The organism is Massilia pinisoli (assembly GCF_024753285.1).
GTDB lineage: Bacteria > Pseudomonadota > Gammaproteobacteria > Burkholderiales > Burkholderiaceae_D > Telluria > Telluria pinisoli.
Genome location: NZ_JANUGW010000005.1, coordinates 1 through 14325, shown reverse-complemented (window position 1 = coordinate 14325; position 14325 = coordinate 1). Strand labels below are relative to the sequence as shown.

The 14325-nt window shown below is 67.7% G+C and carries 11 protein-coding genes and 1 riboswitch; of the genes, 7 read left to right on the top strand and 4 right to left on the bottom strand.

What is annotated here, in order from left to right:
- Positions 1-5: 5 nt before the first annotated feature.
- Positions 6-1253 (bottom strand): efflux RND transporter periplasmic adaptor subunit, encoded by a 1248-nt coding sequence (locus NX784_RS08210; RefSeq protein WP_258816174.1) that lies wholly within the window; start codon positions 1251-1253, stop codon positions 6-8.
- A gap of 202 nt (positions 1254-1455) precedes the next feature.
- Between NX784_RS08210 and pnuC the strand changes: the two genes are divergently transcribed.
- Both pnuC and NX784_RS08200 read left to right on the top strand, forming a co-directional pair.
- Complete coding sequence (pnuC, locus tag NX784_RS08205; RefSeq protein WP_258816173.1) at positions 1456-2088, top strand: nicotinamide riboside transporter PnuC; 633 nt, start codon at positions 1456-1458, stop codon at positions 2086-2088.
- Entirely contained in the window at positions 2085-2612 is a 528-nt protein-coding gene (locus NX784_RS08200; protein WP_258816172.1) for an AAA family ATPase, read from the top strand. The genes pnuC and NX784_RS08200 overlap by 4 nt, the downstream gene beginning before the upstream one ends.
- A gap of 125 nt (positions 2613-2737) precedes the next feature.
- On the opposite strand, the gene NX784_RS08195 is transcribed toward NX784_RS08200, so the two are convergent.
- Positions 2738-4858 carry a TonB-dependent siderophore receptor gene (locus NX784_RS08195; RefSeq protein WP_258816171.1) on the bottom strand — a complete coding sequence of 707 codons (2121 nt, stop codon included), beginning with the start codon at positions 4856-4858 and terminating at the stop codon, positions 2738-2740.
- Positions 4859-4938: 80 nt separating this feature from the next.
- Positions 4939-5037, bottom strand: a riboswitch (TPP riboswitch).
- 101 nt (positions 5038-5138) lie between these two features.
- Positions 5139-6092: a DUF535 family protein gene (locus NX784_RS08190; protein ID WP_258816170.1), complete on the bottom strand. Its 954-nt coding sequence runs from the start codon at positions 6090-6092 to the stop codon at positions 5139-5141.
- A 240-nt stretch (positions 6093-6332) separates the two neighbouring features.
- Between NX784_RS08190 and NX784_RS08185 the strand changes: the two genes are divergently transcribed.
- Positions 6333-7040 (top strand): glutathione S-transferase, encoded by a 708-nt coding sequence (locus NX784_RS08185; protein ID WP_258816169.1) that lies wholly within the window; start codon positions 6333-6335, stop codon positions 7038-7040.
- Positions 7041-7200: 160 nt separating this feature from the next.
- Here NX784_RS08185 and NX784_RS08180 read toward each other — a convergent pair whose 3' ends face one another.
- A complete protein-coding gene (locus tag NX784_RS08180; protein ID WP_258816168.1) occupies positions 7201-8406 on the bottom strand; it encodes an MFS transporter in 1206 nt (401 codons plus the stop codon).
- A gap of 104 nt (positions 8407-8510) precedes the next feature.
- Here NX784_RS08180 and NX784_RS08175 point away from each other — a divergent pair, with 104 nt between their 5' ends.
- The 4 genes from NX784_RS08175 to NX784_RS08160 all read left to right on the top strand — a co-directional run.
- Positions 8511-9407, top strand: coding sequence for a LysR family transcriptional regulator (locus NX784_RS08175; protein WP_258816167.1), 897 nt, complete (start codon positions 8511-8513; stop codon positions 9405-9407).
- A gap of 76 nt (positions 9408-9483) precedes the next feature.
- The gene (locus NX784_RS08170) at positions 9484-10347 is read left to right on the top strand and encodes a PhzF family phenazine biosynthesis protein (RefSeq protein WP_258816166.1); all 864 of its coding nucleotides are present in this window, start codon (positions 9484-9486) and stop codon (positions 10345-10347) included.
- Between the two features lie 140 nt (positions 10348-10487).
- Positions 10488-11273 (top strand): hypothetical protein, encoded by a 786-nt coding sequence (locus NX784_RS08165; protein WP_258816165.1) that lies wholly within the window; start codon positions 10488-10490, stop codon positions 11271-11273.
- A 98-nt stretch (positions 11274-11371) separates the two neighbouring features.
- On the top strand, positions 11372-14325 hold a 2954-nt coding region (locus tag NX784_RS08160; RefSeq protein WP_258816164.1), incomplete at its 3' end, for a putative bifunctional diguanylate cyclase/phosphodiesterase.

Below are 14325 nucleotides of genomic sequence, written 5' to 3'. Positions count from 1 at the left end.
TTGAGTCAATACGAAATACGGATGGTGTCCAGGTCCTTGAACGCATGCGTGTCCGACACGATCACGCGTTCGCCCGCGCGCGCGCCGGCGACCACTTCGACCACGTGGCCGTCGCTCGCGCCCAAGGCGACGGTGCGCTTGCGCGCCACGCCGCCGTCCACGACGAACACGGGTTGCGGTCCGCGGCCGTTGAACGCGGCGCCGCTGTCGACGACGAGCACGTTCGCGCGGCGCTCCGTGACGACGTTGACGTCCACGCGCATCTTGTTGCGCAGGTGCCCGTTGCGCGGCTGCGCAAGGTCGACGAGCAGCCGGATGGTGCCGTTCTGGATCTCGGGCAGGATCGTGTGCACGGTGCCGGCCATCGCCTCGCCGTTCTGCTCCACGCGCACGGCCAGGCCGGGCGCGAGCTGGCGCGCGTGGAAGTCGGACAGCGTCGCCTCGACGCGGTAGTTGTTCAATTCAGAGACGCGCGCGACGAGCTGACCCGCCGCCACGCTGGCGCCTTCCTCCTCGACGAGCCACGTGAGCATGCCACCGAACGGCGCGCGCACGCGGGTGCGGTCCAGCAGTTGCTCCTGCTGCGCGATCTGCTTTTGCAGGATGGCTTTCTGGAGGTCGGCCGCGGCGATATTGCTGGCGGTCGTGCGCCGCGTCGCGTCCATCAGTGCGCGCTGCTGGCGCAGCTGGATTTCCGTGCGCTTGACGTTCAGCTCCGCCGTGAGCAGGTTTTCGCCCGACACGAGGCCGCTGCTGCGCAGCTTCTGGCTCCGTTCCAGCGTGGCGCGCGCGGCCTGCAGGTCGATCTCCAGCAGTTCGATGGCGCTTACGATCTGCGTATGCTTCTGCGCCTGTTCCTGCGTGAGGGTCGCGATACGGTTGTCCTGCTGCGCCAGCTGTTCCTTCAACGCTTCCAGCGCGAGGCGGATCTCGTGGTCGTCCAGTTCCAGCAGCAGGTCGCCTGCCGCCACCTGCTGGCCGGGCTTGGCGTGTACCTTGGCGACACGGCTCGCGCCGGGACTTGCGACGACTTCCTCGTGCACGGGGATGACGACGCCGGCCGCGTTGATCGTGTTGTCGATAGTCCCCCGCCGCACCTCGGCGATGACGACGTCGGCGGCGGATACGCTCGGGCGCAGCACGCGGTTCAAGCCCCACGCGGCCGCGCACAGGCTCCCTAAAAGCAGCAGGGTCGTGGCGACGCGTACACGGTTGCGGCGGCGGACGACGTCGAGAGGGATGGCCTGGTCCATGATGGCGTGAGTGAATACGATGCTGCCAGTATTGCAAGGCCCGTGCCAGCAGGTTTTCCCAGTGGCGCGCCGCGCAAATGGGCGCGGCGTTGCCCGGTGGCGGGCAGCGGTGTCCGGAAACGGACAGTCGCCGGGCTGGAAGCGCGGTTGCGTAAACGGGCGCCGCCTTCCATAATCGCTGACTCGCCCGCATCTCTCTACCATGAACTCGACCCTCGTCTTCCTAGGCTTTACCACCACGCCGCTCGAACTGCTCGGCTTCGCGCTGTCGGTCGCGACGGTCGTCCTGACGATCCTGCGCAATCACTGGGGCTGGTTCTTCGCGATCGTGTCGTCGGCCACGTACGGCGTCGTGTTCTACGACGCGCGCCTGTACGGCGACGCCGGCCTGCAGGGCGTGTTCATCGCGGCATCCGTCTGGGGCTGGTGGCAGTGGCTGCGCGGGGCGGAGGGCAAGCCGCTGCCGGTGACGCGTCTTGCGCGCGCCGGATGGGTCGCATCGCTCGCCGGCTGGGCCGTCGGCTTCGTCGTGCTGTCCGCGTTCCTGAAGGCGTACACGGACACGGACGTGCCGCACATGGACGGCTTCCTCACGGCGGGCAGCCTGCTGGGCCAACTGCTGACGGCGAAGAAGAAGATCGAGAACTGGCACACGTGGATCGTCGTCGACGTGCTGTACGTGGGGCTATACGTCTACAAGGGCCTGCACCTGACGGCGATCCTGTACGCCGTGTTCGTCGTGCTCGCGGTGCTCGGACTGCGCGCGTGGTCGGCGGCTGCGCGCACGGATGCGGGCGAGGACGCGGACATGCCGGTCGGCGAGGCGATCCGATGAGCGTCGCGCGCATCGCGCTGCTGGGCGCGGAATCGACGGGCAAGTCCACGTTGGCCCAGGCACTGGCCGCGCGCTACGACACGCTGTGGGTACCGGAATATCTGCGCGAATTCGTCGAGGTGAACGCGCGCGTGCCGCGCGAGGACGACCAGGTGGGCATCGCGCGCACGCAGCGCGCGCGCGAGGAGGCGCTCGCGCGCGACGCACGCGTGCGGGACTTCCTGTTCGTCGATACGACGCCGCTGATGACGGCCGTGTACAGCCGCATCTACTGGGACCGCGTCCCGCCGGACCTGCTGGCATTGGAAGCGGCACACGATTACGCGCACACGCTCGTCGCGGCGCCCGATTTGCCGTGGGTGCCGGACGGCCTGCAGCGCGAATCGGAAGAAGTGCGCCTGCGCGTGCATGCGCAGCTCGTCGCGGTGCTGGACGAGCGGCGCATTCCGTTCACGCTGCTGACGGGAGAATTGGATGCACGGCTGCGCCGGGTCGCGGCCGTGATCGGCCCGCCCGGCGCGTGATCTTCACTTGGAACGTATCGCGGTAGGGTGGGCGGCCCTCCGCCCACGCGGACGTATGCGGTGCGTTGGCGTTCGCGTGGGCACGGGGTGCCCACCCTACGATCTCGGAGCGGGCTACTGAGTTCTTAGAAGTCGAACTGCGCCGACGCGCGGAACGTGCGCGGTGCGCCCGGCAGCAGGTAGCCGCCCAGTTCCGGCGTCACGTCGCGCCAGTAGAACTTGTCGAACAGGTTCTCGGCCCGCGCGCGCAACGTGATGTTCGTCGCGCCCCATTTCATGCCGTATGATGCGCCCACGCCGAACACGTGGTAGTCCGGCACGAACACGGTGTTCTCGGTGTCGAACGCCTTCTTGCCCGAGTACTGCCACGTGCCGTCCACCTTCAGGCCCGGGACGGCGGCCACCGCATACTGCACCCACGCCACCGACTTGAACGCGGGGACGTCCGTCACGCGCTTGCCGTCGATATCGGCCTGGCCCGTGCCCTGCTGGCGCGTGTTCAGCGCCATCAGCGACAGGCTCCAGTCCAGCGCCGGCGTCGCGCGGCCTTGGGCGGTCAGCTCGAGACCGCGGTGCGTCTCGCGGCCGTTGCGCACATAGGTGTTGTTCGCATCCGTGTACTCGAGGCCCTGGCGGATATCGAACAGCGCGGCCGACAGGTTGATGCCGTTGTCCAGCGCGGCCTTCGCACCGATCTCGACCTGGTGCGAACGCTGCGGCGCCAGCACCTGGTTCTCGTTCGTCGTCTGCATCGGGGCGACGCCGCCGTGCTGCAGGCCGTGGCTGACGCCTGCGTACACATTCCATGCGCGCGAGGGACTGAACATCAGGGCGACTTGCGGCAGCAGGAACGACGCGTCGCTCGTTGCCCCGTCGGTGAATTCGCTGCGCTTGATCTGTACGTGGCGCAGACCCGCGTGCAGCGTGAACTGGTCCGTCAGCGTGATGACGTCTTGTGCGAACAGCGCACGTTCCTCGTCGCTGCGGCGCTCGAACACGGGGCCCGTCACGCGGTCGGCCGCGACGTGCGGCGTCACGAGCGGATGCCACAGGTTGCTGTAGCCGACGTAGTCGTACACGTAGTCGCCGAAGCTGTCGTGGCGCTCCGAATACGACGCGCCGATGGCGACCGCGTGGCGGATGGCACCCGTCGCGAACTTGCCGTTCACGAGAGCCTGCACGCCCCACGGCGTCTTGCGCTCGCCGGTGCTCTGGTAGTCGTAGACGTCGTAGTCGCCGTTGCCGCAATAGCCCGGATAATAGCCGGCGCCTTCGTTGCTGCAGCCGTAGGGGAACGCGGTGAAGTCGTCGCGCTTGAACCAGTGCTTGTTGCCGGACATCGTTGCGGTCCAGTCCTGCGCGAGCTTGTATTCGAAGCGCAGGCCGAGGTTGCTGTCCTTCGTCGTGACGGGGCGCGTCCATGGCTGGTCGTTCAGCAGCATCTTCGGCGACACGCCCGTCGGCAGCGTCGCGTTCTGGATCAGCTGGAAGCCGGGCGCCGTGATCTGCGACTTGCGCTGGTAATCCATGTCCAGCTGCAGCAGTGCGTCCGGCGTGATCTGCCAGTCGAACGCGGCCGACACGAACTGGCGGTCGCCGTTGGCGCCGCGCACGTACGGGTGGAGGTCGGCGGCGGCGGCGTTGATGCGGTAGCCGAAGCGGCGGTCCTCGAAGCGGCCGCCCAGGTCGACGGTGCCGTACAGGGTGCCGCGCTCGGCGACTTCGACGGTGGCCGAGCGCAGCAGCGCATTCGTCGGGCGCTTCGTCGTGTAGTTGACGATGCCGCCCGACGTGGCGATGCCGGACGTGAGGCCCGCGATGCCTTTCAGGATTTCGAAGCGTTCCTTGTTTTCGAGCGGGATCTGCGTGTCGCCGGGGATCGCGAAGCCGTCCTTGCGGTAGCTGTAGTTGTTGTCCAGCGCGAAGCCGCGGATCGAGAACTGCTCGGCATAGCCGACGGCGTTATAGGCGTCCGCGACGGAGGCATCGAAGCGCACGGCTTCGGTCGTCGAGCGGATCGACAGGTCCTGCAGTTGCGTGCGGCCCATCGAGGTGATGGAGGCGGGGGTGTCGAACAGCGACGCCTCGCCGAAGCTGCCGACGCTGGCGCGGTCGACGGCGCCGAAGCGGTTGCCCGTGACGACGACCTCGGCCACGGGGTGGGTGGTGTCCTGCGCTTGCGCCTGCGCGACGAATGCCTGCGCGATCGCGCACGCGACGGCGGTGTACTTCAAATGTGATGTCATGGTTTGCTCGTTTCGCGCGCCGAAGGCGGCACGCTGCTTTTCTCAAAAGCCGGAGCCAACGGGGGAAGGGCAAACAGGGAGGGAACGGCGTTGCGCTTTCCTTCGCTGGCATTATCCAGATCAGGTACGGAGGGTATCTCTCACCCGGAAGCAGACTTCCAGGACCCCTAGCGAAGGCGCGAGTGTAGCACAGCGCGCCCCGTCGTGGTGCGTCTGCCAATAGACATGTTGTAAAGGCGAAGGTTCCCGCGCGACGCCGCGGCCGCGCGGGAGGGGGCGATCAGGCCGGCTCGGGAATCGCGGCCTCGCGCGCGACGGGCGTGCGCGTGGGCAGCACATGGCGTTGGATGACGGCCTGTGCTGAATCGCCGATCAGGCGCCAGTGCTCGCGCCGCAGCGCCGCGCGCTTGCGGTGCTTGGACGGCATCTCGGCCAGCGGCTTGACGTAGAACGGCAGCGCGATCAGGTAGCCGTCGCGGCCGGGCATGTCGGTGCCGCCGAGGATCTTCCAGAAACCGTCGTACGCGTTGGCGAAGTGCTTGTCCGGATCGGGGTCGTAGGCAACGTGGGCCTCGGCGCGGACGCCGACGATCTTGTCCATACCGAGCGCCAGTGCGACGCCCTGCATCGCGGCGAAGCAGAAGAAGCTGGGCGAGTTGTTCGGGAACACGCGCTCGAACGCCTCGAACGCGGGACCGGCATCCACCCAGCGGCCCTCGTTGCGTGCGATGAACGGGACGATGGGCAGGTCGACGCCGGCCATGTCGCCGGGGAGCCAGTTGAACGAGAGGCGGTGCAGGCATCGGCCGTCCGCGACGAGGGCGACGGTGAGGTCGCCTTCCGCATTGCCGCGCCCCGTCATCTCGAGCCGGATCGTGAACGCGCTGCCGTCGGCCTCGTGGTGCCACAGCGGCAGGCTGCGCCGGCCGTACACGGCGCCGAGGTAGGCCTCGTCGAACGTCGCGTCCTCGAAGCGGTAGTGGCTCAGCACGGCCCGCACGCGCTCGCGCGGGGTCAGGCCCTGGATCAGGTAGTCGCGGTGGCTGAGGTGGTGGAACGGGTCGGCGTTCGTCGCCGCCACGTGGTTGCGGACCACGCCGAGCCCGCACAGCGAGCGGTGGTCGCGGTAATGGGCCAGCACGCGCAGGCTGCTGGCGACGCACGACCACCACGCGGCAAAGTTGTGCTGCTGCCGGCGGGCCATCCAGTGTTGGGTGAGGTGAGCGAAAATCATCGGTGCGCTCCGGGCGATTCGTTATCGGTGGATATTGCTGAAGTGGAATGAACCGTTCAGCAGATTAAGAATGTCGTCCGTCGATAATTGATGCCCTGCGTTCTTGTTATTGTCTTCATGTCTCTCTTTATTGATATTTTGTCAGGCACGCGCCAGACGCAAGACTAGCACGATTGCCGCGCCATACTTCGAAAAGCTGCTCAATAATTGCGTCCGAGCGAACAAGTGGAGGAGTGCGGCATGACGTATGAACTTTTTTATTGGCCGAGCATCCAGGGCCGCGGCGAATTCGTGCGGCTGGCGCTGGAAGAAGCGGGCGTGGACTACGTGGACGTGGCGCGCGGGCGGGGCGGCATGGCGCGCATGATGGCGGCGATGGACGGCGCCGACCACCCGTCGTTCGCGCCGCCGTTCCTGAAGGCGGGCGACGTGACGGTGGGGCAGACGGCCAGCATCCTGATGTTCCTGGGCGAGCGCCACGGCCTGGCGCCGCAGGACGCGCAGGGCAAATATTGGGTGAACCAGATCCAGCTGACGATCGCCGACCTGGTGGCGGAGACGCACGACACACACCATCCGATCGCCACGTCGCTGTACTACGAGGACCAGCGCCCGGAAGCCAAGCGCCGCGCGGCCGACTTCCTCGACACGCGCGTCCCGAAGTTCTTCGACTGGTTCGAGAACATCCTGTCGCGGCCCGAGACGAAGGACTATCTGCTGGGCGACACGGTCACCTATGCGGACCTGTCGCTGTTCCAGCTCGTCGAGGGGCTGCGCTACGCGTTCCCGAAGACACTTGCCCGCATCGACGCCGGCTATCCGCTGCTGATGGCCTTGCGCGACCGGGTGGCGGCGCGGCCGCGCATCGCGGCGTATCTGAAATCGCCGCGGCGGATACCCTTTAACGAAGAGGGAATCTTCCGCCACTACAAAGAATTGGACAAGTAGGGTGGGGTGATCGATGCCGGGGGCATCGATCACCCCACCCTACGAGACTCGACAAATAACCGATCGATCCCAGCGCGGCGCGAACGCCGGATCGACGGGACGTTCGCCCCGTTCCAGCGCATCGATGGCGGCGATGTCCTGGGTTTCCTTTCGATTCGATTCAATGCATGGCGACGGCGCGGGCATCACGGCGGGCTTGCGGCGCCGGGTCGCGTGCATCCAGCCGGCCGGCCAAGGTGGTGAGGAGCAGGGCGCCACCGACGATCAGCGCGCCGATCCACGGCGTGTGCATCAGGCCCAGATGGGCGACGATCAGGCCGCCGCCCCAGGCACCGAGCGCGATGCCCACGTTGAACGCGGCGATGTTCAGGCCCGATGCCACGTCGACGGCACGGGGCGCGTCGATCTCGGCGCGGCGCACGACATAGACCTGCAGGCCCGGCACGTTGCCGAAGGCGACGGCGCCCCATGCGAGCACGGTGGCGAGGACGGCGATCTTGTGCGCGGCCGTGAACGCCAGCAGCACGAGCACGCCGACCAGCAACGCGAACACGATCTGCAGCGCACGCACGGGGCCCTTGCTGTCCGCGAGTTTCCCGCCCCAGATATTGCCGAAGGCGACCGACACGCCGTACACGAGCATCACGAGACCGACGGTGTCCGGCGCGAAGCCCGCGACCTGTTGCAGGATCGGCGCGAGATAGGTGAAGGCGATGAACGAGCCGCCGTAGCCGAGGGTCGTCATCGCGTACACGAGCAGCAGGCGCGGTTTCTTCAGCACGGCCAATTGCGTGGCGAGGCCGGCCGGTTTGCTGTCTGCGATGCCGCGCGGGACCAGCAGCGCGATGCCGACGAACGCGATCACGCCCAGCAGCGCGACGGCGAGGAAGGTCATCTGCCAGCCGAAGCGCTGGCCGATGAACGTGCCGAGCGGTACGCCCGTCACGAGGGCGACGGTAAGGCCGCTGAACATCAGCGCGATGGCGCTGGCCGCTTTTTCCTTCGATACGAGGCTGGTGGCGATCGTCGACCCGATGGAGAAGAAGACACCGTGCGCGAGGCCCGTCAGCACGCGTGCGGCCATCAGCGCGGCATAGCCGGGGGCCATCCACGCCGTCAGGTTACCGGCCGTGAACAGCAGCATGAGGCCCAGCAGCAGGGTTTTGCGCGGCACGCGGCCGGTGAGCGCGGTCAGCACGGGCGCGCCGATGGCGACGCCCAGCGCGTACAGGCTCACGAGCAGGCCGGCCGACGGCACGGACACGTGCAGGCTGGCCGCGATGGTGGGGATGAGGCCGACGATCACGAATTCCGTCGTGCCGATGGCGAAGGCGCTCAGGGTGAGCGCCCACAGGGCGAGTGGCATGGTGTTCTCCTTGTCGATGATGCGATGGGATGGCGCATTCTGGCCGCCCCGTCCGCAAAGAAAAACCCGTGGCCGTACAATAGACTTTTGACTTGGGAGCAAAAATGCTGGACGTCGGTTCGCTGATCGCCTTCGCCGCCGTCGTCGATACGGGCTCGTTTTCCGCCGCCGCGCAGCAGCTGGGACAGACGCCATCCGGCGTGTCGCGCACGATTTCCCGCCTGGAGCGGCAACTGGCGATGACCCTCATCCACCGCACGACGCGCCGTCTCGACCTGACGGAGGAAGGCAGCTGGCTGCTGGGCCGCGCGCGCCGCATCCTCGCCGAACTGGAACAGACGGAAAGCGAGGCCGCGTCCGCGCGCGCGCAGCCCGCGGGCCTCGTGCGCGTGAATGCCGCGACACCCGCGCTGGACCACCTCGTCGCGCCGCTGCTGCCCGACTTCCTCGACGCGTATCCGCAGGTGCAGGTCGAACTGGCGAGCGGGGAGACCGTCGTGGACCTGATCGAGGAAAAGGCCGACGTCGCGATCCGCATCGGCCAGCTGGCCGACTCCACGCTGAACGCGCGGCGCCTGGGCGCAAGCCGCATCCGCGTGCTGGCCGCGCCCCGCTACCTGGAACGCCACGGCACGCCCGCGCGCGTGGACGACCTCGCGCGCCACCGCCGCATCGGCTTCGTGGCGCCCGCGGCGCTGAACACGTGGCCCTTGCGCGCCGGCGTGGAAGAGGGCTGGCGCAGCGCGCCGCACGTGACGGCGACGAGCGGCGAGACGGTCCGCCACCTCGCGCTCGCGGGCGCCGGCATCGTCAGCCTGTCGGACTTCCTCACGCGCGCGGACGTGGCCGCGGGCCGCCTCGTGCCGCTGCTGGACGATGCGGCGCTCCCGTGGACCCAGCCCGTGTGGGCCGTGTTCTACAAACAGGGCGCGCTGGCGCCGCGCGTGCAGGCGTTCGTCGACTTCCTCGCGGCGCGCCTGGCCGGGGTGCTCGACGCCTGACGCCGGCTAGCGAGCCCGGCAGGCCGCGCGCGGCCGCACTATCATGGTCGTCCCATCCATTCGCGAAGGAGCTTCCATGACCCAACCATCCCCCCTCGTGCCTGACGTGCAGGACGTCCAGCGCATCGCCGCGTTCTCGGACGGCGACACCGGCGGCAACCCGGCCGGCGTCTGGATCGGCCCCGCGCTGCCGCCGGACGACGCGATGCAGCGCCTGGCCCATGCGGTCGGTTATTCGGAGACGGCGTTCGCGGCACCGCAGGGGCAGGGCTGGCGCGTGCGCTATTTTTCGCCGGCGGCCGAAGTGCCGTTCTGCGGCCACGCGACGATCGCGCTCGGCGCGGCGCTGGCGCGGCGCGAGGGCGACGGCGTGTTCGCGCTCGCGTTGAACGAGACCGCCATCACGGTCGAAGGCCGGCGCGACGGCGCGCGCGTGGCCGCCGCGCTGCAATCGCCACCCACGTGGAGCCGGCCGGCGGCGCCGGAACTCGTCGCCGACGCGCTGGTGTTGTTCGGATACCACGCCGCCGACCTCGACCCGCGCATTCCGCCCGCCATCGCGCACGCGGGCGCGAACCACCTCGTGCTGGCGCTGGCCAGCCGCGACCTGCTGGCCGCGATGCGCTACGACCTGGACGCCGGCCGGGCCTTGATGACGCGCCACGGCCTGACGACGATCGTGCTCGCCTGGGCCGAAAACGCGCGCCGCTTCCAGACCCGGAATCCATTCGCCGTCGGCGGTGTTTACGAGGACCCGGCGACCGGTGCGGGGACGGCCGCGCTCGCGGGTTATCTGCGCGATCTCGGCTGGCCGCACGGCGGCGCCGTCGACGTCGTGCAGGGCGAGGACATGGGCATGCGGTCGCTGCTGCATGCGGAAATCGGGCCGGAGCCGGGCGGGTCGATCCGGGTCAGCGGCACGGCGCGTCAGTTGTCGTAAAGATAATTTTCTTGATCATGATTTATTGAAAATTGAAATAGGGGCAAAAGGCACGCTTTTTCGACAATTTGTTAACCCCTGTAACGTTGATAAAGTTCAAAACGGAAACTAAATTTCTGAACATCAACTCAGGAGTCATCATGGAAATGCGCCACCCGGGCGTCCTACGCCCCCATTTCGCCCCCATCGGGGTTTCGGGCAAGTTGACCGAACGCCTGCCTTTCACGATCCGCCGCGTGAGCAACGAAGCCGACCTGTGGAAGGCCGTGCGCGTGCGCCACGCCGCCTACGCACGCCACGTGCCGGACTTCGCGCGCCAGCTCGCACACCCCGAAGCCGCTGACTACGGCGACGACGCAATCGTTTTCCTGGCCGAATCCAAGCTGGACGGCGCCCCGTTGGGCACCGCGCGCATGCAGACGAATCTGCACGAGCCGCTGCATGTGGAAGAGTCGGTCACGCTGCCGGACTGGCTGCGCGGAGAGCCCCTGGCCGAGATGAGCCGCCTCGGCGTCGACAACGGCCGCATGGGCCGCCTGGTCAAGACGGCGCTGCTGAAGGCGGGCGTCATGTATTGCCAGCAGAACGACATCGCCTGGGCGCTGGCCACGGGCCGCGCTCCGATCGACCGTCAGTACGAACAGCTGACCTTCGTCGACGTGTTCCCGGACCTGGGTTTCGTCCCGTTGCGCCACGTGGGCAATATCCCGCACCGCGTGATGGCCTTCGACATCACGACGATCGAAGCGCGCTGGACGGCCGCACAGCATCCGCTGCTGAATTTCTTCTGCCACATCGACCATCCGGACATCGACGTGAGCGGCCGGGCAGGTGTGCGTCCCCCGCAGCCGAGCGCCGGGCGGACCATCGGCAGCGGTCTGGGTGTTGCGCAACAGGCATCGGATCGGTTCGAATTGGTTGCTTGATTTAATAATTGCATGACGGCATTACTGTAAAGCTGTATGCTTGCGAAACCACAACGGCCGCCCGCGCCGCCGGGCCGATACCAGTTTCGCAGAGACTCATGCAATTCACATCATCCGGCCGCTGGAAACTGCCGGGCCTGGCGCAAAGCGCGCTTGACCTGACGTTCCAAGCGTTCGCTTATTATCTGATTCCGATCGCGATCGGTGTCGTTTCCATCGTGGCCCTCGTGTGCTGGGACAGCCAGTACGTGACGGGGAGCGGCGATGCGCGCGCTATCCGCGTGCTGCGTGAAACGACGCCCTTGAGCCCGGCCGTGGCCAACGCGCGCCTGCGCGACGCCGTGCCGGTGTCGTACGCCGACACCCACCTGTCCGAGGAACCCGTGTGGTTCCGCTTCAGCACGCGGCCGCGCGCGGCCGATGCCGTCGCCGCCGACGTCGTCGAATTCCCCTCGCGCCATGCGGTCGACGTGACCTGCTGGGACGCGACCACCTTGCAACCGCTGGGCGAGGCCACCCGCGAGCGCGGCTCGCCGACGCTGTTCGCCGCGCGGGCCGGCTTCGCGCTGCGGCCGGCCGCGCTGCCGCGCGACATCCTGTGCCGCGGACGCTTCGCCGGTCCCGCCCGCCTGTCGGTCGTGCAATGGCCGGGCGCGGAGTTCGACCAGTCCGTCGAGGACTATCACCGCAAGTCGGGCCTGCTCGACGGCGGCATGATCGTGCTGGCGCTGTTCGTCCTGATCACGGCCCTCATCAACCGCCAGCCGCTGTACGTGCTGTTCTCCGGCTGGCTGATCCTGAACCTGCGCATCGGCGCGCTGTCGGCCGGCTGGGACACCCAGTGGCTCGGCATGACCGTGCCCGCCCAGTGGATGCTGCTGGGCCGCTCGCTGACGATCGCGTTGTACGGCGTGTCGACGCTGACGTTGTACCAGGCCCTGTTCCGCGAGGAGCTCGTCAAGACGCGCTGGTCGATCCCGCTGCGCATCACGCAATGGGCGTGCGTGCCGCTGCTCGTCGGCGCCGTCATGCTGCCGTACGGCGTGTTCCTGCCGATGCTGTGGGTGATCATGGCGTTCGGCTTCTCGCTGATGACCCTGGGCCTGCTGACGATCATCGTGCGCTCGCGCAACCGCGTGGCCGGCTGGTTCGCGGCGTCGTTCGCCCTGACATACGTCGCGTCGCTGGCCGAGGTCGTGTCGGCCGCGCTGGGCATGCACCAGGTGCTGAACGTGATCAACAGCGTCACGGCCGCGCTCGCATCGAGCCTGCTGGCCGCGCTCGCGGTGGCCGAGCAGATGCGCATGGAGACGCAGAAGCGCCGGGAAGCGCAGGAAAAGCTGGAGCACGCGTTCGAGGCGATGCCCGTCGGCCTGTTCACGCTCGATATGTATGGCAACATCGTGAGCGCCAACCCGGCCATGCGCAAGATGCTGGACATCGACGAGATCGTTCCCGGCCGCACGTCGTGGAAGCAATTCTTCGCCGACAGCCTGTGGTCGGAACTGCTGGAAAAAGTGCATCTGCGCAGCGATGCCGAGATGCAGATCATCAGCCGCGACGGCGCCCAGCGCTTCATGGTCAGCGCCACGCTCGCGCGCGGCCGCGTGGAAGCCGTGCTGCAGGACGTCACCGAGCAATACCGCGCGACGGAACAGCTGCGCTTCATGGCCAACAACGATCCGCTGACGAAGGTCTTCAACCGGCGCGGCATCGAGAAGGTGTTCGAGAGCGCCGCGCAGCTGCTGAATGCGGGCAAGCCGCTGGCGCTCGCCTACATCGACCTCGACCGCTTCAAGCTGATCAACGACCTGTTCGGCCACGCGGCCGGCGACGAAGTCCTCAAGCAGGTGTGCGAGCGCATGGAACTCACGCTGGCCGGCGGCCAGAAGATCGGGCGCGTGGGCGGCGACGAATTCGTCATCGTCATGCCCGACACGGCGATCCCGCTGGCGTCGCTGATCTGCCGCGGCATCGTCGACCGCATCGGCGGCACGCCGTACCGCGTGGGCGACAAGGCGTTTCACGTGCGGGGTTCCGTGGGCCTGATCGAAGTCTCGCCGGGCATGCCGATGAAGGATGCCGTGTCGACGGCGGACCGCGCCTGCCGCGAGGCGAAGGGCGGCCACAGCGACGGCCTCGTCGTGTACGAGCGCGGCTCGCACGCGTTCCAGGAACGCGCCAACGAACTGAACCTCGTCGCGCGCCTGTCCGGTCCGGATGCCACCGAAGGCATGTTCCTCGAGATGCAGCCGATCATGTCGCTGTCGGCGCCGTACGAGTCGCTGAATTTCGAAGTCTTGCTGCGCATGCGCGAGGCGGACGGCCGCGTGTCCCCGGCCGGCCCGTTGATAGCCGCCGCCGAGAAGAGCGGGCGCGCGGGCGTGATCGACCGCTGGGTCATGTCGACGGTCCTGGCGTGGATCGAAGCCAACATCGATTCCCTCGTCAACACGCGCTTCGTGTGCATGAACCTGTCCGGCGCGTCGCTCAACGACGAACGCTTCGTGCAGGACACGCTGGAGGTGCTGTCGCGCTACACGCACGTGGCGAGCCGCCTGTGCATCGAAATCACGGAAAGCGTGGCGCTGCACGACCTGGACAACACGCGCCGCTTCATCGACCAGGTGCGCAACTTCGGCGTGAAGGTGGCGCTGGACGATTTCGGTGCCGGCTACACGTCGTTCTCGTACCTGAAGGAATTGCCGGCCGACGTGCTCAAGATCGACGGCAACTTCATCGTCAACATCAACGCGCACCCGGCCAACGTCGCGATCGTGGAAGCGATCGTCAGCCTCGCGGGCAACCTCGGCATGCGCACCATCGCCGAGTGGGCCGAGGACGCGGCCACGATCCGAACCTTGGCGGAGATCGGCGTCGACTACGTGCAGGGCTATGCCGTGGCGCGCTCGCAGCCCGCGGACAAGCTGCTGACCGCCAGCTCATCGGCCAGCTTCATCCAGGCCGACGACGTGCTGCAGCTCGTGCGTACGCTGGGCAAGTCGGCCAACGAGCCGGACCTGCTGGGCTTCGGCTTCGACGAGCACCTGCT